The organism is Salibaculum halophilum (assembly GCF_002094885.1).
GTDB lineage: Bacteria > Pseudomonadota > Alphaproteobacteria > Rhodobacterales > Rhodobacteraceae > Salibaculum > Salibaculum halophilum.
This window is the reverse complement of the sequence record NZ_MSIT01000021.1, coordinates 12,296-33,045: the sequence shown is the minus strand read 5'-3', so window position 1 is coordinate 33,045 and position 20,750 is coordinate 12,296. Positions and strand designations below refer to the sequence as shown.

The following is a 20,750-nucleotide window of genomic DNA, read 5'->3' as shown; positions in this document are numbered from 1 at the left end:
GGCTCTGCCTGATATCGACCTTTCGGCCATCCCCGAGGACCAGCGCGATGCGATCGCCGCACTGCTGCGCGAGAACAGCAACCTCAAGGGCGAGAAGTCCAGCCTGCAGCAGGTCGTCAAGCGTCTCGAGCACCTGGTGGCCGAGCTGAACCATGTGGTTCACGGCAAGAAATCCGAGAAGCTCGACGCGGACGACCGACAGCTGGCCGTCGAGGGCGAGCCGATGGATCGGTCGCCAAGGTTGCGCCACCGGTTTGAGCGACCGCGGGCGACGATCCGAGAGATATTGCCGAGCGAGACGGCCGTCGCCGAAGTCGAGAAGCGGCGGGACCAGCAGACCGCGTCCGATGACGCGCTGCAGCCGGGCGGCGAACTGCGCGGTCATCGGGCAGTCGTGGACTTGGGCATACCCGGATCGAATGCCGCTGACACTCACACGGCGGATGAAGCTCAGGTCAAGATCACTCGGCTCCTTGGCCGAGAAATGATTGTAAACAGACAAACAATACAATCATACTTTAACTTGCAATGTTTGTTTGCATCCGGCATGCTTCTTCCAGGTTCTGGGTCGCCAGACCAGCAAGCAGGGAGGAAAGAATGTATACACTAGCAAGGCGTGAATTCCTTGGAGCACTGGGCGGTGTAACAGCTGCCAGTGCGCTTCCGGGTGCATCCTGGGCTCAGGGACGCCCCGCGCTTACCGTTGGCGTTCAGCGCCTGCCAGAGAACATCAGCCCGGGACGGGACACGGCAGACTACACCGTGCCGACCACATACAATGTGTTCGACAAGCTGATCGAGCTGGACTTCAGCAACAACATGAGGCCTGGCCCCGGGCTCGCGACATCGTGGCAGATCGAGGATCACACGACGATCACCTTCACCCTGCGCGAGGGCGTGAAGTTCCACAATGGCGACACGATGACCGCCGAGGATGTCGCCTTCACTTTCTCGACAGAACGGCGCGAGGGCGACGGCCCGGTGCGGCTGTCGCAATTCTTCTCGAACATCGACCGCGTCGAGATCGTCGATGACCTGACCGTCCGGATCACGATGGATGGTGTCGACCCGCTGATCGAACAGCGTTTCGCGATGTGGAGCGGCGAGATCGTCAACAAGCGAGCGTATCAGGAGGCGGATTCGTACCTTGCCTGGGCGTTGAACCCGGTCGGGACAGGTCCGTTTCGTGTCACCGCGCTCAATACGGATGCCTTCGAATTGGAGGCGTTCGACGACCACTGGCGCGGCGCGCCGAACCTGTCGTCGATCCGGTTCGTTGAGGTTCCGGAGGTTGCCGGCCGTATCGCCGGCCTCGCGTCCGGCGATTTCGATGTCATAACCGTCGTGCCACCGGATCAGATCGACACCATCGCGCGATATGACGATATCGAGGTCGTGGGCGGCCCTGGCGCCAAGATGCGAATTCTGATCTTCAATCAAGGCGAATTTGCGCATCCGATGATGAAGAACAAGCACTTCCGCCGTGCGCTGACATTCAGCATCGACCGGCAACTGATTGCGGACGCGCTCTTCTCCGGGCGGGCGAGTGTTCCCAACGGACTGCAATTGCCCGGCTTCGGCCCGATCTATGATGCCGACTACCCGAAACCCGTGTTCGACCTGGGGCGCGCGCAGGAAGAGCTGGAGTTGTCGGGATATGATGGAGAGGTCATCGACTATCCGTTGCTCCCTAACGTGATCGACAGCGAAGTGGCCGTTGCGGAGGTTCTGCGGGAGATGTGGAAGGCTGCTGGCATCAATGTCGATCTGCAGATCCGCGAAAACTGGAGCCAGATCACCAAGGGCGAACACTCGATACGGAACATGTCGGCGACCATGGTGTGGCAGGACCCGGCCACGATCCTTTGGCGACTTTTCCGCCCCCCGGTCATGGAAGGGCGCGGATGGGCCTGGGTCAACGAAGACTTCAATGCCGCCGGACGTGTGCTGGAAACCGACCCTGATCCTGCGGCGCGAAAGGCGGCGTTCCGGACCATGATGGACGAATGGGGCACGAATGACCCGATGGGCGCCATCCTGTTCCAGGAAGTCTGGCTCTACGGAAAAACGAAGGACCTTGACTGGCGACCTTACGAGTTGCCGTATCTGGACTTTGGTCCGAACAACGTCTGACCCAGAAGAACGGAAGGCGCGCCCCGGGTCACCACGCGGGGCGCGTTCTGATTATTATGCCTCGACAGCGAAACGGCAGCAGCTTCCACCGGCTTGGCGGAAGTGGACAGGCATGATCATGTAGCAGTTGTCCACTGGCGTGCGGATCTCGGTGCGGTCGGGTCCTGACAGGCCAACAAGAGTGCCGCGTTCGGGGAAATAGGTTCCGCTGGCAAAGTCGGCCACGAAGGAGAACGGCGCTTCGGGCAAGACGGTTTCCACGATCGTGAGCTTCTTCTGACCAATTGCCTGTCTGGGGCCCTTTCTGTCGATCAACCCGGCACAGGCCAGGAAATCACGCACGATCTTCAGCCCGGTGGCAATGGAGCTCGACTGCCAGTGCTGCCCGGCTTCGACCTGGATCGCGACGGCCGGGCGCGTGGGGTCGCCGAAACGGCCGTAGTCGCGCAGTCGCACCCGGTCTGCCTGGTGCATTGCGCCGCTCAAGACGAATGGCACCGACTGCATTCCGGAAACGAACTCGATCGTTGCCGGTTTCCTGGTCAAGAGGGCGACCGGCGCTCCAACGCCCTGCATTGTATGCAAGTCCAACAGATAATCGGCCGCGCTTATGATGGGCAGCAGTTCACGGGCTCGCTGAACCTCCGCGCGATCATCGGTGTCATCCACGAGTTCCCGCCCCCACACCCGGTTGATGTCGACATCGATGAAGCGGCCCAGGTAGGGGCGGCTCGGGTCGAACGCATGGTAGGCTGCCGGATTGCCGAATATCAGCGACAGTTGCCCGACAAGCGGCTGAATGCCATTGTCCAGAAGACTTTCGAGGATTGCGGCGCCGGCAATTTCGTTGCCGTGCATTGCCCCCAGAACCACAACCCTGGGTCCGGGCGCAAGTCCATCGAAAGTCCAGGCATACGGAACCCCGCGGTTCCCGGCAGCGAAGCGCGTGATGTCGGGCGGCTCTATCTCGACGTTCAGATAATCGCGCGACAGTTCGTCAATCTGGTAGGCGGCCATACAAAAACCCCATAATACATTTTGTTTGACAAACAATCATGGATAACGCCAAATGACAACAACTAAGGAGATCGCCGTGTCCGAAAGTCCCGACAACCAAACGCTGATCGACGCGCTTCGAGATGAGTTTTCCAAGCTTTCGGGGGGCAGCCGACTGCCGACAATTCGCGAGATCGCGGCGCAGTATGGTGTCAGCCAGTTCGGTGCACAGCGCGCATTTGAAGCTCTCAAGGAAGAGGGGCTCATTCAGAGCTTCGTGGGCCGAGGGTCATTCACTGCCGGTGCACGGCCCGTCGCGTCGCCCTCGCAGCGTGCCCGAGTTCTCATCGTTTCCCATGCGACCCCAAGCTTTCGGGGCGCGGAGATCGCCGAGCACATGTTGTCGTTTCTCAACGCGTCGCAACACAAGACGATTCATGTCTCTTACACGGATGTGGACGACCTGTCCGACCTGTTGGGCCGCGGCGGGTTTGATATCTGCGTTCTGCAACCGCGGCGCTCCGTTCTGCCGGTCGAGGCGTTGGAATTGCTCAAGTCCAAGGCGAAACACATGATCGTTGAAGGCCGCCAGCTGGAGTTGATGGATGTCGATGTATTCCTGCGCAATCGGGCCAAGAGCATGGCGATCGCCTTGCATCACCTTCGATCGCTCGGACACAGTCACATAGGCTTCATCACCGAACGCTTGGACACGGCAGCCGGATATGGCGAGGTTGAAAACCTGTTCAATCAGATGTTGTCCGCCGATCCGGACATGCAAGAAGGCCCGGTGCTGCGTATCAGCGAGCCAGATCAGAGCCAGGCGCTTTCGGAACTCATTGCCGAGGGCCTCAATGAAGCCCGGGATGCCGGTGTATCTCTTCCTACTGCATATATCGTCTCTGGACGGTTTCAGGCCGGAGACATCAGGCAAGGGTTCGGCGCCGCAGGTCTGAGTGTCCCGACTGATGCCAGCATCGTTCATCTTCGCGCCGTCTCGGATGAGAGCAGGACGCTCACGACGGTAGGTCGCTCGGCCCGGCATGTGGCGCAGGGTGTTGTCGAGCTGGTCAACTGGCGACTGGCCAATCCGGGCGAGCCGAGTGGACTGGTTCTTGATGATCCTGCGCTCGAGGTCGGCGAGTCATCTCGTTCGCTGCTGGGAGGCACATCATGACGGGTGAGCGCGTCCCACTCGCCATCGAAGGGTTGACCGTATATCACCACGCCGTGGACGCCCCTGTGATCGAAAACCTGGCGCTGTCTGTCAAACCCGGGGAAATCAGGGGGTTGGTCGGCGAAAGTGGCAGTGGCAAATCGATCACATGCATGGCAGCACTCGGTCTTCTGAACGATGACTGGCAAATCTCCGGCCAGATCGCTCTGGCTGGCAACAGGACGCTTCAAGCCGTAGCCGAGCGGCGCGGGTTCGATGCGGCGATGATCTTTCAGGATGCAACCTCGTCGCTGAACCCGATCCAAACGATTGGACAACAGTTGACCGAAACGGTGGCCCGGCTGAGGCGTTTGTCCAGAGCAACGGCGCGGCGGGTGGCGCTGGACCTGCTGAAGCGCGTTGATCTGCCGGAGCCGGAAGCCCGATACGACTATTATCCGTTCCAACTATCCGGCGGCCAGAATCAGCGTGTCATGATCGCACTCGCGCTTGCCGGTCAACCGCGCATCCTCTTCGCGGACGAACCCACAACCGCGCTTGATGTGACCATCCAGTCCCAGATCCTGGAGCTGTTGAAATCCATACGCGACGAGACTGGCATGGGGATCGTCTTCGTCACGCATGACCTCGGCGTCATCGAGGATATCTGCGATACCGTTTCCGTGATGTACTCCGGTCGCATCGTGGAAAGCGGGCCTGTCACCGACATCATTGACCGGCCGGCGCACCCCTACACGAGCGGGCTCATATCATCCATGCCGACGCTCGCCGGGCAGATACCCGCGGGCATTGCGGGTCAGGTTCCCGCACCGGGGCAGCGCCCCACTGGGTGCGCATTCGCACCACGCTGCAGCGAGGCGCGCCCGGATTGTCGGACCGAGCCGCCGAGACTCGTTGCATTCTCTGCCGGCAGGGACGTTGCCTGCCTCAACCCTCTCGGTGGAAATCACGCGGCAGAGCAGAGCCGGTTGGACCACCGCCATTGCCCGAATAAGTCCACCCGGCAAGAGCCGATTGCAGAAATAAAGAATGCGGCCTGCGACTATCGGGTCGGTGGCGGCGGCGTGTTTCGTGCTGTCTCGAATGTGTCCTTCGACATCAATGATCGTGAGAGCGTTGCGGTGATCGGAGAGAGCGGCAGTGGCAAGTCGACAATCGGCAAGCTCCTGTTGGGCCTGGAAGCCCCTGCTGAGGGTGAGATACTGTTTTCCAGGGAACCGGTACCGTTACTCGGCACAGTTTTGCATCGTGCCTATGCCCGGTTCGTCCAGTTGGTTCCTCAAAATCCTTACCTGTCCCTGGACCCGCGGGCGACGATCGGGAACCAGATACGCGAACCTCTGATCATCCACCGTATCGGCACACAGGCCGAGCAGCTGCACAAGCGGGACGAATTGTTGGAAGCTGTCGGCCTCGGCCCGGAATTCGCAGACCGATATCCGCACGAGATCAGTGGTGGTCAATGCCAGCGTGCCGTCATCGCGCGCGCCCTCTGCCTGCAGCCGCAGATGCTCATTTGCGACGAAGCGACGGCCTCGCTGGACGTTTCCGTGCAGGCGCGGATCATTGCACTCCTCCGCGAGCTTCAGGAACGCTTCCAGCTTTCTCTTGTCTTCATAACACACGATCTTCGTATCATTCGCAGCCTCTGCCAGAAGGTGGCGGTCATGCAGAAAGGCGAGTTGGTCGAATTCGGCACAGCCGAGCAGGTGCTTTCCACACCATCTCATCCCTACACGCGCGCATTGTTGGCGGCCGTGCCTGAAAAAAAGAAGGAATTGGCATGATGATCCGCGTGATCACGAGACGTATTCTGCGTGCATTGCTCACACTGTTTCTGGTCGTAACCTTCGTTTTCTTTGTCCTGCGTCTGACCGGTGATCCGGTATCGGCAATGATGCCCGACGACACCGACCCTGCGATCATGGATCAGATGCGAGAAGACTGGGGGCTGAATCGTCCGCTTGCAGTGCAGTATGCCGACTACTGGATGGGACTTGCGCAAGGCGACTTTGGCAATGCCTACCGTGACGGTCGACCCGCGCTCGAGGTCGTCAGCGAACGTATTCCCGCGACGCTGACGCTCACACTGACGGGGTTCGCTTTCATCGTGATCGTGGGTTTTCCGCTTGGCATCCTGGCCGCAATAAACCGCGGAACGGTCATTGATCGTGGAATCATGACCCTGTCTGTGACAGGCTTCAGTCTGCCCAATTTTTTCTTGGGAATTCTGCTGATCCTGCTGTTCTCGGTGCAACTTCGCCTTCTGCCCGCCTTCGGAAGCGACAAGTGGTATAACCTGCTCATGCCCGTCTTCACGCTTGGCACCGCAGGAGCGGCAGTTATCGCCCGGTTCGTCCGCTCGTCGATGCTAGAGGTCCTGAGTGCGCCCTATATCCGTGCCGCTCGGGCGAGAGGGGTCCAGGAGCGACAGATCATCTGGCGGATCGCGCTTCCCAACGCGGCAATCCCGACAATTACCGTCCTCGGCTTCATGGTCGGCGCACTGATCAGCGGTTCTATCGTGACGGAATCCGTTTTTGCCTGGCCCGGCATCGGACGGTTGCTGATCGACTCGGTCACGCAGCGCGAACTTGCCATCGTTCAGACGATCGTCATGCTCACGGCATTCTCAATGGTCGTGGCAAATCTCACGGTCGACCTTCTCTATCTCATGATCGACCCGCGTCAGCGGTATGCAGCGACAAGCGGAGCCTAGAAAATGAGCGCAAAAGCCAACGCCGCATCTGAACCCAAAAAACGAAGTCGTCTTCGGTTCACGCGTGGCCTTGGGCAATCTCCGCTGCTTGTTCGATGCGCGGCGGTTTGGCTTTCGCTCGTTGTTTTCGTAGCGTTTTTTGCCCAGTGGATCATGCCTTATGATCCGGAGGCGACGTCACTGTTGGCGCGCCTCGAAGCGCCCGGTACATCGACCAGGACAGGTGCCTTTCATCTGCTGGGCACGGATCACCTGGGACGTGATCTGTTTAGCCGCCTGCTTACGGCGATTCAGCTTACAATGGCGGTCGCTGTCTTCGGCACGGTGTTCGGTGCCATCGTGGGCAGCGCGATCGGATTCATCGCGGCCCGCTTCCGCGGTATAGTCGACGACCTGATCATGGTGCTTGTCGATTTCCAGGCCTCGATGCCGTTCGTCATCATCGCGCTCTCGGTCATCGCCGTGACCGGCACGGGCAACCTTCTCTTGTTTGTCCTGCTGGTTGGTTTTCAGGGTTGGGAAAGGTATGCGCGGATCACGAGAGGCATGACACTTGCAGCCGTCAATCACGGCTACGCGTCGGCCCTGAGCCTGCTTGGCGCGGGGACACTGCGGGTCTACTTGCGGCACATTCTGCCCAACATCGCCGCGGCATTGATCGTGCAAATCACCATCAATTTTCCCGAAACGGTCCTCCTCGAGACCTCAATGAGCTTCTTGGGCGTTGGTATTCAACCGCCGAACACCTCCCTCGGCAATCTGCTCAGCTATGGGCGCGATTATCTTCTCAACGCGTGGTGGATTGCGGCTGTTCCAGGTTTCGCAATATTCTTCACAACGCTCGCCATGAGTATTATCGGAGACTGGTTGCGGGATACATTGGACCCAACAACCCGTTCGGGAGCGTAGGGATTGCGGTGACCTGCCACGGGATTTTCCTCCACCGCCGATTAAAGTTCTGCCCAACCTGGGGACGGACAATGAAGCGAACGAGATTTACGGACGAACAGATCACCGGTATCCTCTCCGCGCGCGGTCAGGCGTGAGACCGCCACCGGTTCCAGGGCCACGCCGAACAGCGCGAAGTGCGCTGACCTGTGCCGCAAGCAGGCATGTCGGAAGGCCCCTTTTACAACTGGACGGCCAAGTTCGATGGCATGACGGTATCAGAGGCCAAGCGGCTTAAGGCGCTCGAGGATGAGAACGCCAAGTTGAAGAAGCTTCTTGTCGAGCAGATGCTGGATCTGGCTGCCATGAAGGATCTGGTTTCAAAAAAGTGGTTAGGTGAGCCCTTGATGCCCCACTGGTCCGAGCACCATTGGCGACGGGACCGAACTGACCAGTAACGCGATCCTGCGGTGGTGGTCCGAGCATCGGATCGAATGGCACTACGTTGCGCCCGGAAAGCCCATGCAGAACGGCTTTGTGGAGAGTTTCAATGATCGGATGCGCGACGAGCTGCTTAACGAGACCATGTTCCGCAACCTGGCCAGCGCGCGGGTCGTCGTCGCCGACCGGGCCGCCGACTACAACACCCAACGCCCGCATTCGGCATTGGATTACCAAACACCGTCTGACTACGCACGAACCCTGACCACCGCAATCGCCCGCCCCGCTGCGCGAGATGAGAGCTCCGCGCGTCGGTCGATTGCTCAACCCACGCCAATCGGCGTAAACTCCAAACGGACGCAGGTCGCGGCTGGATAAAAGTTCAGTGGCAGGTCACATTCGCAATGATCCCCGCGAAGCTTGGGCCGCGCAGCCCATCGGCCTTGCCCGCCACTGGCCTGTGGTGTCCGCGCCCGGGGCGGGCGAGGCAATTTCGCGATACGCGGCACCATGGCCGGTTTGTTGGCGCGCGTTTCCGCATCCACGCACCCGGCCTCACACGGTTTCGGAAAAGCCGCGGATCGCGCCCCGCCTGGTCCCGGCATCGTCTTGAGCGGACGGCAATTCCGCGTGCTCGCCGGCACCGTGGCCGCGCGGGACATGGTTTCGCGGCTTGGCGACGGCGCGTCCCGACCTAGCTGCCGCGTCTGACCCATCGAAGGAGACATCCGATGCCCCGATCCGCCACGGTCGTGCTGTCTGACCTTGCCTTGCCCGCCCGCATCGGTACCTACGACTCGGAGGACACGGTGCCCGAGGGGCATCTGCTCGATCTGACGCTCTGGATCGACCCGGCGCTGGTGCTGGTGGCGGGCGACGGGATGGCGCATGTCTTCGACTATGATCCCCTGTTGGCCGAGGTCGACCGACTTGCCCGCGACGGGCCTTATGCCACGCAAGAGTGGTTGATGTCTCGCATCGCGCGCGCCTGCGCCGTGCATTCCCCGGTTCTCGCGCTCGACATGACGCTGCGCAAATACCCGGCCCGCGCGGACAGCGGTACGCTGGGCGTGTCGCTGCATCTGGATGCCGCGGCGCTGGACGAGCTGCGCTGAGCCATCCGTCGCATTGCCTTCGCGTGCGGCCGCGATATCTGCCGCCCCAGCAGGAGACCGGACATGCCCCACACCGAGGCGACCCGCGCGGCGGGCACGCAGATACTGGCCGATTTCACCCCGCGCATGGGCCGGCGCTATGCCAACGGGCGCAACACCGACCGCGGGTCGGGCGCGCATCGCGATGTCTCGACCCTGTCGCCCTACCTGCGGCGCAGGCTGGTGACGGAACGCGAAACCGTCGCCGCCGCGCTTGACGAGCACGGCCCCGAGGCGGCCGAGAAATTCGTGCAGGAAGTGATCTGGCGCGGTTACTTCAAGGGCTGGATGGAACGCCGCCCGCAGGTCTGGGCCAGCTACCGCGACGGGCTGGACGATGACCTTGCCGTGCTCGACACCGACCGCCGCCTGCGCCGCGACGTGGCCCGCGCCGAGGCGGGCGAAACGGGGCTGGACTGTTTCGATGCCTGGGCGCGCGAACTGGCCGAGACGGGCTATCTGCACAACCACGCGCGGATGTGGTTCGCCTCGATCTGGATTTTCACGCTGGACCTGCCCTGGCGGTTGGGGGCCGATTTCTTTTATCGCCATCTGCTGGACGGCGACCCGGCCTCGAACACGCTGGGCTGGCGCTGGGTCGCGGGGCTGCACACGCGCGGCAAGCCCTACAAGGCGCAGGCCTGGAATATCGCGAAGTTCACCGATGGCCGCTTTGCCCCTCGGGAGGCCGACCTGGCCGCGGACGTGCAGGGGCTGGACCACCTCGAGCCCGAGGGGCTGCCGCAGGTTCAGCCCCTGCGCCGCCCGGTGCCGCCCGATCCTCAGGTGCCCACCGCGCTGCTGGTCACCGAGGAGGACGGCTGCCTTGAGGATTTTCCGTGCACGAACTTCGACATTCGCGCCGCCGCCTCGCTGAGCGCGAGCCACCTGCGATCGCCGCGCGAGGTGTCTGGGGACGTGGCCGATTTCGAGGCCTGCGCGCTGGCCGATACCGCCCGGCGCGCCGGTATCGAGGCGGTGCCGCTGCGCGCCGGCGTGCCCGGTGACCTCGCGCGCTGGGCCTCCCGCGCCGGGGCGCGCCAGATCGTCACGCCCTATGTGCCGACCGGTCCGCTGCGCGACTGGCTGGAGGCGGCGCAGCCCGCGCTGGCGCAGGCCGGGATCACCCTGGCCGAATGGCAGCGCGACTGGGACGGTCTGATCTGGCCGCATGCCACCGCCGGGTTCTTCAAGGTCAAGAAACAGATCCCGCGCATCCTGCACGCGGCGGGCCTGTCATGACGCGGACGCTGGTAATCGGCGCCGGCATGGCCGGGATCGCCTGCGCGCGGGCGCTGAACGACGCCGGCCACCCGGTGCGGCTGATCGACAAGGGCCGCGGCATCGGCGGGCGCATGGCGACCCGCCGGGCCGAGACGCCGGCGGGCCAGCCGTTGCGTTTCGACCACGGGGCGCAATACGTCACCGCCCGCGATCCCGCCTTCGCCGCGCTGCTGGAGGGGTCGCAGGCGGCGGCGCTATGGGCCGATGGCGCGGCGCATCCGCACCACGTGGGCCTGCCGGGCATGTCCGGGCTGCCCCGCGCCCTGGCCGACGGGCTGGACGTGTCGCTGGGCGTCGCGGCCACCGCGGTCAGCCGGGCCGGGCCGGTGTGGCAGGTGACAACCGATGCAACTGTGATCGAGGCCGAGCGCGTGGTGCTGACGGTGCCCGCGCCGCAGGTCGCCGCGCTGATCGGGGCCGACCACCCGCTCACCGCCCAGCTGGAGGACGTGCGGATCGCCCCCGGCCTGACGCTGATGGCCGCCTTTCCCGCAGATGCGCCCGCGCCCTTCGCGAGCCGGCGGTTCGAGGACGGACCACTGGCCTTCATCGCGCGCGACAGCAGCAAACCGCGCCGCCCGGACGGGGCCGTCACATGGGTGGCGCAGGCCGGCCCGGCCTGGTCGGCCGCGCATCTGGAAGAGGACACCGCGACGATCGCCTGCCGGATGCTGCCCCTGCTGTGCGCCGAGATCGGCGCGGCGGCGGAGAGCGCGCTATACGTCGCGGCGCACCGCTGGCGTTATGCGCGGGTGACGACGCCGCTGGGCCAGCCTTTTCTGACCGATGCCACCGGAACGCTGCACCTGGGCGGCGATTGGTGCCTTGCCGGCCGGGTCGAGGCGGCCTGGACCAGCGGCCGCGCCATCGCCGCGGACATCCTGGGCGATGACGATGCGTGAGGACCCGCGCATCGCCGGGCTTGCCCGCCTGATCGCGGGGGCACTGCGCCCCGCGCCGGGGGCGGGGCGCGTGGTGCTTGCGCTGACCATGGGCGCGCTGTGCCACGCGCTGTTCGCCGCGGCGGTGCTGGCGATGATCGTGGCGATGTTCTTCGGGCTGAGCGAGAGCCTCGGCCGCGTGCCCTGGCCCTGGGCCGCGCTGGCCAACGCGGCGCTGATCCTGCAATTCCCGCTGGCGCACTCGGCCCTGCTGACACCGCGCGGCGGCCGGCTGTTGGCGCGGCTGATCCCGGGCCGCCATGGCGGCACACTGGCCACCACGACCTATGCGGTGATCGCCTCGGCGCAGTTGCTGGCGCTCTTCGCGCTCTGGACGCCCTCGGGCCTCGTCTGGTGGCGCGCCGAGGGGGCGGCCTTCTGGGCGATCTGCACCGCCTATGCCGCGTCGTGGTTGTTGCTCATCAAGGCCAGTTTCGACGCCGGGGCCGAGGTGCAGTCGGGCGCGCTGGGCTGGATGTCGCTGCTGGCCGGACGCAAACCGGTCTTTCCCGACATGCCCGTGCTGGGCCTGTTCCGCGTCATCCGCCAGCCGATCTACGTCGCCTTCGCGCTGACGCTCTGGACGGTGCCGGTCTGGACGCCGGACCAGCTGGTGCTGGCCGTCAGCTATACCGCCTATTGCCTTCTGGCCCCGCGCCTGAAGGAACGCCGCTTTGCCGCACGCTTCGGTGATCGCTTCGAACGGTACCGCGCGCGGGTGCCCTATGTCCTACCCAAGAGGAGGCTCGGAAATGCGCAACGACCTGACGATCTATGACACCGTCGCCGACCAGTGGTGGTCGGACGAGATCCGCTGGGTGCGCACGCTCAAGAACCTCGTGCCGGGGCGGCTGTCGTGGTTCGACCGGCAGATCGACTGGGCCGGCAAGCGGGTGCTCGACCTCGGCTGCGCCGGGGGCTTCATGGCCGAGGCGCTGGCGGAACGCGGCGCGCAGGTCACCGGAATCGACCCGGCCGAAAAGGCCATCGCCGCCGCCCGTGCCCATGCCCACGCGGCCGAGCACGCCATCGCCTACGACGTCGGCGTGGGCGAGGCGCTGCCCTATGACCGGGCCGGGTTCGACGCCGTGGTTTGCGTCGACGTGCTCGAACACGTCAGCGACCTTGACCGGGTGCTGGCCGAGGTGGCCCGCGTGCTGCGCCCCGGCGGGCTGTTCCTGTTCGACACGATCAACCGCAACCCGCTGGCGCGACTTGCCACGATCACCATGGCCGAGGATATCCTGCGCCTGCTGCCCAGGGGCACCCATGACCCGGCGCTCTTCATCAAGCCCGCCGAGCTGCGCGCGGGGCTGTCGCGCGCTGGGCTGACGCCGGGGCCGATGACCGGCCTCGGCCCGCGCGGGATCACCCGGCGGGGCGACCCGACCTTCGGGCGCCTGCCGGTCAAGACGGTGCTTTACATGGGTACGGCGCGCAAGACTGACGCCTGAGGGCCGGCAGATCGGCGAAGTGCCTTGCCGCGTCGGACGGCGCGGCGGCTATACGGGTAACAATTTCCAGCAGCCCCGCCGATGGCCCGGTTGACTGACCCGCCAGGCGTGCGCGTTTTTTTTGAGCCAGAAATGATATGAAATAACGTTATTAGTGTCAACGGGCCTCGGGCCGGAATCGGCCAATCTTCGTCAAATCGTTACGAAACTGAAGTCGGACCGTCATCCGGCCTCCTTAGCGCTCGGGGCGTTCGCAACCCAGAGGAACCACTCATGAAAACTTCCATGCTTGCCATCACCGCCACCCTTATCGGGACGGGTGCGATGGCCCAGGATCTGCCGCAGGCCGACAGCGCCTGGTTCACCGACGCCCAGGAGCGCCTGCAAGCGCAACTCGAAGCCCAGCCCAACACCAACACCGCCAAGAACGTGATCATCCTGATCGCCGACGGCAACGGTGTCGGCACCAACTACGCCACCCGCATGTTCATGGGCCAGCAGGACGGCGGCTTCGGTGATGACTATGTCATGCACCACGAGACCTTCCCCTCGCTGGGCCTGGTCAAGACCTACAACGTGAACTCGCAGACCCCCGACTCGGCCGGCACCGGCACCGCCATGATGAGCGGCGTGAAGACCGACATCGGCGTTCTGGGCGTCAATTCCAACGTCGATCGCGGCGACTGCTCGACCCTGCCGGGCAACGAGGTTGCCAACGCCTCGGAAATCTTCACCGAGCTGGGCAAGGAAGTCGGCATCGTCTCGACCGCGCGCATCACCCACGCCACGCCGGGCGCGGCTTATGCCCACAGCGTCGACCGCAACTTCGCCGCGACCCTGCCCGAGGGCTGCAACACCCAGAAGACCATCGCCGACCAGCTGCTCGACGCGATGTACGAGGGCCGTGTCGACGTCGCCATGGGCGGCGGCCGCCGCAACTTCATCACCGGCGACATGACCGACAACGAGGGCGATTCGGGCCGCCGTGAAGACGGCCGCAACCTGATCGAGGAAGCCCAGGAAAACGGCATCGCCTACGCCTGGAACGCCGAAACGGCCGGTGAGCTGCCCACCGATGGCTCCACCCCGATCCTCGGCATCTTCGAGGACAGCCACATGTCCTACGAAGCCGACCGCGGCGACGAACCCTCGCTGTCGGAAATGACCGAGATTGCGCTGACCAACCTGCAGGCGAAGGCCGGCGACAACGGCTTCTTTATGCAGGTCGAGGCCGGCCGTGTCGACCACGCCCACCATGGCAACAACCTGGCCCGCACCGTGACCGACGGCGCCGAGTTCGTCCGCACCATCGAGATGGTCGACGAGATGACCAACGACGAGGACACGCTGATCATCGTCACCGCCGACCACGAGCATTCCTTCGCGCTCAACGGCTACTGCGGCCGCGGCTCGGACATCCTCGGCCTGTGCATGGGGATCAACAACCAGGGTGTCGAGAACACCGGCGAGCCGGTCATGGCCGCCGATGGCAAGCCCTACACCGTTGGCATGTACACCAACGGCTCCAGCTCGGTCCTGCTCGAACAGCCCGGTGGCGAATTCTTCGGCTCGCGCCCCGTCGTGACCAACGAGGAAGCCCAGGACATCGACTACGTCCAGCAGGCGCTGGTGCCGCGTTCGTCGGAAAGCCACTCGGCCGAGGACGTCGCGGTTTACGGCAAGGGGCCCTTCGCCCACCTGCTCGAGGGCACCGTGGAGCAGAACTACATCTTCCACGTGATGCACCACGCCTTCACCGCCGAGTGATCGCGCGATCACGATAATGCGAAGGGGGGCGGCTGCGTCCCCCTTCGTGTCTCTCACTCCTTTGGGATCGTCACGGGGCTGTCTTATCTCCCGGTTACGAGATCGAAACGGAAAGGGAATCACGATGACCAACCCCACACGCCGCAGCATTGTCGCCGGTCTCGCGGCCGGTTTCGTCCCGGCGCTGGCCCGCAGCGCCACCGCCGAAGACATGCTCAAGCTGCGCGAGCTTTACGACGCCAACCAGAATTTCAGCGCCCTCGCCAAGGAGCTTGAGGGCCGCACCGTCAGTGTAGAGGGCTTCATGGCCCCGCCGCTCAAGGCGGATATCGAGTTCTTCGTGCTGACCAAGAAGCCGATGTCGGTCTGCCCGTTCTGCGAGACCGAGGCCGAGTGGCCCGACGACATACTGGCCGTCTACACCCGCCGCGGCTTCGACGTCGTGCCCTTCAACCGCGGCATCGAGGTCACCGGGGAGCTGTCCCTCGGCCCGCGCCGTCACGAGGACACGGGGTTCCTGAGCATGGTGCGGATCGAGAACGCGCGGTTCAGCTACGGATGACCGGAATCGCGCTGGCCATATCGGGGCTGGAGGTGACAGGGCAGGGTGGCCGCCGCATCCTGTCGGTGCCGCAACTGGAGGTGCCCGCCGGCGCGGCTGTGGCCGTGCGCGGGCCTTCGGGGGCCGGCAAGTCCACACTGCTTTACGCCATGGCCGGGATCATCGCCCCGGCGCAGGGCCGTATCACCTGGGGCGATACCGACATCGCCGCACGGGATGAGCGCGGCCGGGCCGCCTTTCGCCGCGAAAGCGTCGGCTTCATCTTCCAGGAACATCTGCTCTTCGAAGAACTGTCGGCGCTGGGCAACGCGGCGATCACCGCGCTTTACGCGCCACGCCGCGACCGGCGCCGCATCCGTGACAGCGCCGGTGGCCTGCTGGCCCGCCTCGGCCTGGGCGAGAGCGCGGCGCGCCGGTCCGACACCTTCTCGGGTGGTGAGCGTCAGCGCATCGCCGTGGTTCGGGCGCTGGCCGGGGATGCGCCGGTCATCCTCGCCGACGAGCCCACCGCCAGCCTCGACCGGCCCAACGCCGATGCGCTGGCCGACGACCTGATGCGACTGGCGCGCGACGACGGGCGGACCCTGGTTGCCGTCAGCCACGACCCAGCGCTGCACGATCGCGCCGACCATGTGATCGATGTGGTCGACGGCCGTGTCGAACCCCCCGAGGTGCAGCATGCCTGACGCCATCGCCGGCCTGCTGGCCGGTCTGCCACTCTGGATGGAAAACACGCTGCTTTTGCTGGTGGCCTTGCTGCCGGTGCTGGTGATCGCGGCGCTGGTGCTGCGCGGCTTTGCCGTGGGGCCGCTGCTGTCGGCGCTGCTTCGGCGGCAGGCCTGGGTCAGCGTGGTCTTCACCGCGTTGATCGCGGTCTCCATTGGGCTGGGCGTCGGGCTGATCGCGCAGGAACGTGGCCTGCGCGAGGGCACCGCCCGCGCCGCCGACAAGTTCGAACTGGTCGTCGCCGCCCCGGGCAGCGAGATCACCGCCATGCTGGCCGCGGTCTACCTGCAACCCTCTTCGATCCCGCTGATCGATGGGCCGACCTATGCCCAGGTCGCCGCGCACCCCAATGCCGACCTCGTCGCGCCGCTGGCCTTCGGCGACAGCTACGAGAATGCGCCCGTGGTCGGATCGACCCCCGCCTTCGTCGAGTATCTTTCCGAAGGGCTGGCCGCGGGCCGTGTCTTTGCCACCGAGACCGAGGCCATCGCGGGCGCGCGCACGCCGCTGGGCGTCGGCGACAGTTTCGCGCCCCAGCACGGGCGCGGCGATGCCGCCGAAGGTGCGCACGGGGATTTCAAATATCAGGTCGTGGGGCGGATGCCGATGACCGGCTCGCCCTGGGATCGCGCCTATATCGTGCCCGCGGAATCCGTCTGGTCGGTGCACGGGCTGGCCAATGGCCACGGCCCCGGTTGGGACGGGTCCGTCGGCGCGCCCTTCGATCCCGAATATTTCCCCGGCACGCCGGCGGCGCTGGTCAAGGCCGACACGCTGGGCGGGGCCTACGTGATGCAGGCCCAGTTCAACACCGACCGCACCATGGCCATTTTCCCGGGCACGGTGCTGTCGCGGCTGCACGCGCTGATGGGCGATATCCGGCAGGTCATGTCGATCCTGGCCGTTGTCACGCAGGTGCTTGTCACCGTGGGCGTGCTGGCCGGGCTGATGATGCTGACGCGGCTGCTGTCGCGCCGGCTTGCCCTGCTGCGGGCGCTGGGCGCGCCGCGGCGGTTCAACTTTGCCCTGACCTGGTCCTATGCCGTGACGCTGATCGTGGTGGGCGCCGGGCTGGGGCTGGCGCTCGGGGTGCTGCTGACGCGGGTCATCTCGGGCGTGATCACGGCACGCACGGACATCCTGGTGACCGCCTCGCTGGGCTGGTCCGAGCTGCACCTGGTCGGCGCCTTCGTGAGCCTGACCGCCCTGCTGGCGCTGATCCCCGCCTGGCTGACAATGACCCGACCCGTCGTGCGCGACCTGCGCGGCTGACCTGTAAATGGAGAGACCCATGACCCCGAAGTCCCTGATTTCCCTTGCCCTTCTCGCTGCGTTGGCCGGGCTGCCTGCGCAGGCCCATGACGACCATTCCGCCGACACGGCCGCCGACCACGCCGACGACGGCGAACATGGCCACGAGGAAGACCACGGCCACGACGACGAGCACGGCCATGAGGAAGAGCATGGCCATGACGACGACCACGGCCACGACGACCAGCATGCCCACGAAGAGGACCACGCCCACGAGGAAGAGGCCGCCAGCGACGACGCCCACCTGTCGACCATGGGCGACGTGCGCCTGCTGCACGGCTGGACCCGGGCAACCGACGCCGATACCGCGCTCGTCTTCGTCGAGATCGAGAATACCGGCGACACGCCCGTCACCCTGACCGGCGGTGCAGCGGATCTGGCCGAAAGCGCGGCGCTGGTGGGCTTCACACTCGAGGACGGCACGCCCGTCTATCCCGAATTGCCCGCCCTGCCGGTGGCCCCGGGCACCGAGATGGTGCTGGCCCCGCAGGGCGTGGCGCTGCGGCTGGACGGTCTTTCGCGCGAGCTGGCCGAGGGCGACAGCTTTGACCTGACCCTCGCCTTCGACGAAGCCGAAGTGGACCTGACCGTCGAGGTCGAGGCCGCCGACGCGACCCAGCACAGCCACGCGGGCCACGCGCATTGACACGCCGGGCATGGCCTGCTGCGCTGCTTGCGGCGGTGTGTCTGGCCCCAACGGCCGGGGCGCAGCAGGCCGACGACCCGGGGGCGCGGCTGGGCGATCTTCTGGTGGGCGAGATGGCCCGGCTGCAGGTCGAGACACGCCCGGTCGCGGACGTGGCATTTACCGCCGCAGACGGCGCACCGACGACGCTGGACGCCTTCGCGGGCACGCCTGTGCTGGTGAACTTCTGGGCACCCTGGTGCGCCCCCTGCCGCGAGGAGATGCCGCAGCTGTCGGACCTGCAGGCCGAGATGGGCGGCGAGACCTTCAAGGTCGTCACCATCTCGGTGGGGCGCAATCGCCATGATACCATGGACCGCTTCCTACGAGACGTGGGCGCCGAAAACCTGCCGCTGCACACCGATCCGGGCAGCCGCCTGTCGGGCGCGATGGGTGTGCTGGGTCTGCCCGTGACCGTGCTGATCACTGCCGAGGGCCAGGAAATCGCGCGGTTGCAGGGCGCGGCCGACTGGGCAAGCCCCGAGGCGCTGGCGCTGGTGCGGCACCTCTCGGGGACATGAGGCTCCGCGGTCGGCGCGCGGGCGCGCAGTGCCGCGAAAGGGGTTGGTCTTGCCTGGCGGAGGGCCTAGAAATGCTGCAAGGCAGCAAAAGGGGAGACGCGCCATGGCCTACACCGTATCGCTTGCAGGCAAGACCGCCATTGTCACCGGCTCGACCTCGGGCATCGGTCTGGGCATCGCCCGGGAACTGGCCGGGGCCGGGGCGGATGTCGTGCTCAATTCCTATACCGACGACGCGGCCGACCATGCCCTCGCCGAGGAAATCGCCCGCGATCACGGCGTCACCGCGCGCTACATCCAGGCCGACATGTCCGACCCCGACCAGTGCCGCGCCCTGATCGAAAAATCCGGGGCCTGCGATATCCTCGTCAACAACGCCGGCATCCAGCACGTTGCCCCGGTCGAGCAGTTCCCCGCCGCCAAGTGGGACGCGATCATCGCGATCAACCTGTCCTCGGCCTTTCACACAACCGCCGCCGCGCTGCCGATGATGCGCGAGGCGGGCTGGGGCCGCATCGTCAATGTCGCCAGCGCCCACGGGCTGACCGCCTCGCCCTACAAGGCCGCCTACGTGGCCGCCAAGCACGGCATAATGGGCCTGACCAAGACCGTCGCGCTGGAGACCGCCGAGGAACCGATCACCTCCAATGCCATCTGCCCGGGCTATGTGCTGACCCCGCTGGTCGAGGCCCAGATCCCCGATACCATGGCCGAATACGACATGGACCGCGAGACCGTGATCCGCGAGGTCATGCTCAAGCGCCAGCCCTCCAAGGACTTCGCCACCGTCGAACAGATGGGCGGCACGGCGATTTTCCTGTGTTCCGACGCCGCCGCGCAGATCACCGGGACCTCGATCTCGGTCGACGGCGGGTGGACCGCGCTGTGACGGGCCGGGCGTGACACGGCGCATCAACCTGGCCCTGCAGGGCGGCGGGGCGCACGGGGCCTTCACCTGGGGCGTGCTCGACCGGCTGCTGCAAGAGGACGACCTGGAGATCGCCGCCATCTCGGGCACCTCGGCGGGGGCCATGAACGGGGCGGCGCTGAAATCCGGGTTCCTGGCGGGGGGCCGCGCCGGCGCGCGCAAGACGCTGGACTGGCTCTGGCAGCAGATCGGCGCGACCGGCGCCGACGGCATCAGCGCCTGGATGCACGCCTGGCTGCCCGAGCCGGGCCATGTCAGCCGCGCGCTGGAATACTCGCCGGCCTTTGCTTGGTCCGACATGCTGGGGCGCATGATGTCGCCCTACGGCTGGGGGCCGCTCTACCGCAACCCGCTGATCCCCATCGTCGAGCAGTTCGATTTTGGCCGGGTCTGCGCGCAGGATGGCCCGGGTTTTCACGTCTGTGCCACGCAGGTGCGCGACGGCAAGGTGCGGGTCTTTTCGGGCGAGAGGATCACGACGCAGGCCATCGTCGCCTCGGCCTGCCTGCCGACGCTGTTCCAGGCGGTCGAGGTCGAGGACCCCGAGACCGGCAACATCGAGGCCTTCTGGGACGGCGGCTATACCGGCAACCCGGCGCTGTTCCCGCTGTTCGAGCCAGCGTTGCCACCCGATATCGTGGTGGTCAACATCAACCCGCTGCACCGCGATCAGCTGCCCCGCACGCCGACCGAGATCCAGAACCGCATCAACGAAATCAGCTTCAATTCTTCGCTGCTGCGCGAGTTGCGGGCCATCGATTTCGTCCAGCGGCTGCAGGACGCGGGCACCATGGACAAGGACGCGATGAAACGCCCGCTGATCCACATGATTTCCGACGACGGCCTGATGAACGAGCTGTCGGTGGCCACCAAGACGGTGCCGGTGCCCTCGGTCATCGCGCAACTCAAGGCCGCGGGCCGGCGCGCCGCGGGGGCCTTCCTGCGCGATCACAAGGCGCAGATCGGGGTGGAGCAGTCCGCCAACCTGCGGGCCATGTTCGAATAACCCGTTTGTCGCAGGCTCGGCCGCGGTTATCATGGCGCTAGTCTATCGAAAGGTCGG

20 protein-coding genes and 1 pseudogene are annotated in these 20,750 nt (G+C 65.3%); 20 read left to right on the top strand and 1 reads right to left on the bottom strand.

Features of this window, described 5'->3' with window-relative positions; all coding sequences use genetic code 11:
- The first annotated feature begins 136 nt into the window (after positions 1 to 136).
- Complete coding sequence (locus BU124_RS14810) at positions 137 to 610, top strand: hypothetical protein (RefSeq protein WP_179141911.1); 474 nt, start codon at positions 137 to 139, stop codon at positions 608 to 610.
- The gene (locus BU124_RS11930) at positions 598 to 2,133 is read left to right on the top strand and encodes an ABC transporter substrate-binding protein (RefSeq protein ID WP_179141910.1); all 1,536 of its coding nucleotides are present in this window, start codon (positions 598 to 600) and stop codon (positions 2,131 to 2,133) included. Before BU124_RS14810 ends, BU124_RS11930 begins: the two co-directional genes overlap by 13 nt.
- A gap of 54 nt (positions 2,134 to 2,187) precedes the next feature.
- On the opposite strand, the gene BU124_RS11925 is transcribed toward BU124_RS11930, so the two are convergent.
- Entirely contained in the window at positions 2,188 to 3,150 is a 963-nt protein-coding gene (locus BU124_RS11925) for a M14 family metallopeptidase (protein ID WP_084863807.1), read from the bottom strand.
- 76 nt (positions 3,151 to 3,226) lie between these two features.
- Between BU124_RS11925 and BU124_RS11920 the strand changes: the two genes are divergently transcribed.
- The 18 genes and pseudogenes from BU124_RS11920 (at position 3,227) to BU124_RS11835 (ending at position 20,693) form a co-directional block, all read left to right on the top strand.
- Complete coding sequence (locus BU124_RS11920) at positions 3,227 to 4,306, top strand: substrate-binding domain-containing protein (protein WP_179141909.1); 1,080 nt, start codon at positions 3,227 to 3,229, stop codon at positions 4,304 to 4,306.
- Positions 4,303 to 6,093, top strand: a complete 1,791-nt coding sequence (locus BU124_RS11915; protein WP_084863805.1) for a dipeptide ABC transporter ATP-binding protein — start codon at positions 4,303 to 4,305, stop codon at positions 6,091 to 6,093. Before BU124_RS11920 ends, BU124_RS11915 begins: the two co-directional genes overlap by 4 nt.
- Positions 6,090 to 7,025, top strand: coding sequence for an ABC transporter permease (locus tag BU124_RS11910; RefSeq protein ID WP_143529972.1), 936 nt, complete (start codon positions 6,090 to 6,092; stop codon positions 7,023 to 7,025). The genes BU124_RS11915 and BU124_RS11910 overlap by 4 nt, the downstream gene beginning before the upstream one ends.
- A gap of 3 nt (positions 7,026 to 7,028) precedes the next feature.
- Positions 7,029 to 7,934, top strand: coding sequence for an ABC transporter permease (locus tag BU124_RS11905; RefSeq protein WP_084863804.1), 906 nt, complete (start codon positions 7,029 to 7,031; stop codon positions 7,932 to 7,934).
- Positions 7,935 to 8,005: 71 nt separating this feature from the next.
- A pseudogene (locus tag BU124_RS11900) lies at positions 8,006 to 8,732 on the top strand (integrase core domain-containing protein).
- A gap of 353 nt (positions 8,733 to 9,085) precedes the next feature.
- The gene (locus tag BU124_RS11895; RefSeq protein WP_084863803.1) at positions 9,086 to 9,469 is read left to right on the top strand and encodes a dihydroneopterin aldolase; all 384 of its coding nucleotides are present in this window, start codon (positions 9,086 to 9,088) and stop codon (positions 9,467 to 9,469) included.
- 63 nt (positions 9,470 to 9,532) lie between these two features.
- On the top strand, positions 9,533 to 10,750 hold the full coding sequence (locus BU124_RS11890; RefSeq protein ID WP_084863802.1) for an FAD-binding domain-containing protein: 1,218 nt from the start codon (positions 9,533 to 9,535) through the stop codon (positions 10,748 to 10,750).
- Positions 10,747 to 11,694, top strand: a complete 948-nt coding sequence (locus BU124_RS11885) for an NAD(P)/FAD-dependent oxidoreductase (protein ID WP_084863801.1) — start codon at positions 10,747 to 10,749, stop codon at positions 11,692 to 11,694. The genes BU124_RS11890 and BU124_RS11885 overlap by 4 nt, the downstream gene beginning before the upstream one ends.
- A complete protein-coding gene (locus BU124_RS11880) occupies positions 11,687 to 12,511 on the top strand; it encodes a methyltransferase family protein (RefSeq protein ID WP_084863815.1) in 825 nt (274 codons plus the stop codon). The genes BU124_RS11885 and BU124_RS11880 overlap by 8 nt, the downstream gene beginning before the upstream one ends.
- The gene (gene ubiG / locus BU124_RS11875; RefSeq protein WP_084863800.1) at positions 12,486 to 13,187 is read left to right on the top strand and encodes a bifunctional 2-polyprenyl-6-hydroxyphenol methylase/3-demethylubiquinol 3-O-methyltransferase UbiG; all 702 of its coding nucleotides are present in this window, start codon (positions 12,486 to 12,488) and stop codon (positions 13,185 to 13,187) included. The genes BU124_RS11880 and ubiG overlap by 26 nt, the downstream gene beginning before the upstream one ends.
- 273 nt (positions 13,188 to 13,460) lie before the next feature.
- Complete coding sequence (locus BU124_RS11870) at positions 13,461 to 14,954, top strand: alkaline phosphatase (protein WP_084863799.1); 1,494 nt, start codon at positions 13,461 to 13,463, stop codon at positions 14,952 to 14,954.
- Positions 14,955 to 15,078: 124 nt separating this feature from the next.
- On the top strand, positions 15,079 to 15,516 hold the full coding sequence (locus BU124_RS11865) for a hypothetical protein (RefSeq protein ID WP_084863798.1): 438 nt from the start codon (positions 15,079 to 15,081) through the stop codon (positions 15,514 to 15,516).
- On the top strand, positions 15,513 to 16,202 hold the full coding sequence (locus BU124_RS11860; protein ID WP_084863797.1) for an ABC transporter ATP-binding protein: 690 nt from the start codon (positions 15,513 to 15,515) through the stop codon (positions 16,200 to 16,202). Before BU124_RS11865 ends, BU124_RS11860 begins: the two co-directional genes overlap by 4 nt.
- Positions 16,195 to 17,514, top strand: a complete 1,320-nt coding sequence (locus BU124_RS11855; RefSeq protein WP_084863796.1) for an FtsX-like permease family protein — start codon at positions 16,195 to 16,197, stop codon at positions 17,512 to 17,514. Before BU124_RS11860 ends, BU124_RS11855 begins: the two co-directional genes overlap by 8 nt.
- A 19-nt stretch (positions 17,515 to 17,533) precedes the next feature.
- Positions 17,534 to 18,199 (top strand): copper chaperone PCu(A)C, encoded by a 666-nt coding sequence (locus BU124_RS11850; protein WP_084863795.1) that lies wholly within the window; start codon positions 17,534 to 17,536, stop codon positions 18,197 to 18,199.
- A 35-nt stretch (positions 18,200 to 18,234) separates the two neighbouring features.
- Positions 18,235 to 18,759, top strand: coding sequence for a TlpA family protein disulfide reductase (locus BU124_RS11845; RefSeq protein WP_245831687.1), 525 nt, complete (start codon positions 18,235 to 18,237; stop codon positions 18,757 to 18,759).
- Between the two features lie 103 nt (positions 18,760 to 18,862).
- Positions 18,863 to 19,648 carry a 3-hydroxybutyrate dehydrogenase gene (locus BU124_RS11840; protein ID WP_084863794.1) on the top strand — a complete coding sequence of 262 codons (786 nt, stop codon included), beginning with the start codon at positions 18,863 to 18,865 and terminating at the stop codon, positions 19,646 to 19,648.
- A 10-nt stretch (positions 19,649 to 19,658) separates the two neighbouring features.
- A complete protein-coding gene (locus BU124_RS11835) occupies positions 19,659 to 20,693 on the top strand; it encodes a patatin-like phospholipase family protein (protein WP_084863793.1) in 1,035 nt (344 codons plus the stop codon).
- Positions 20,694 to 20,750 lie beyond the last annotated feature (57 nt).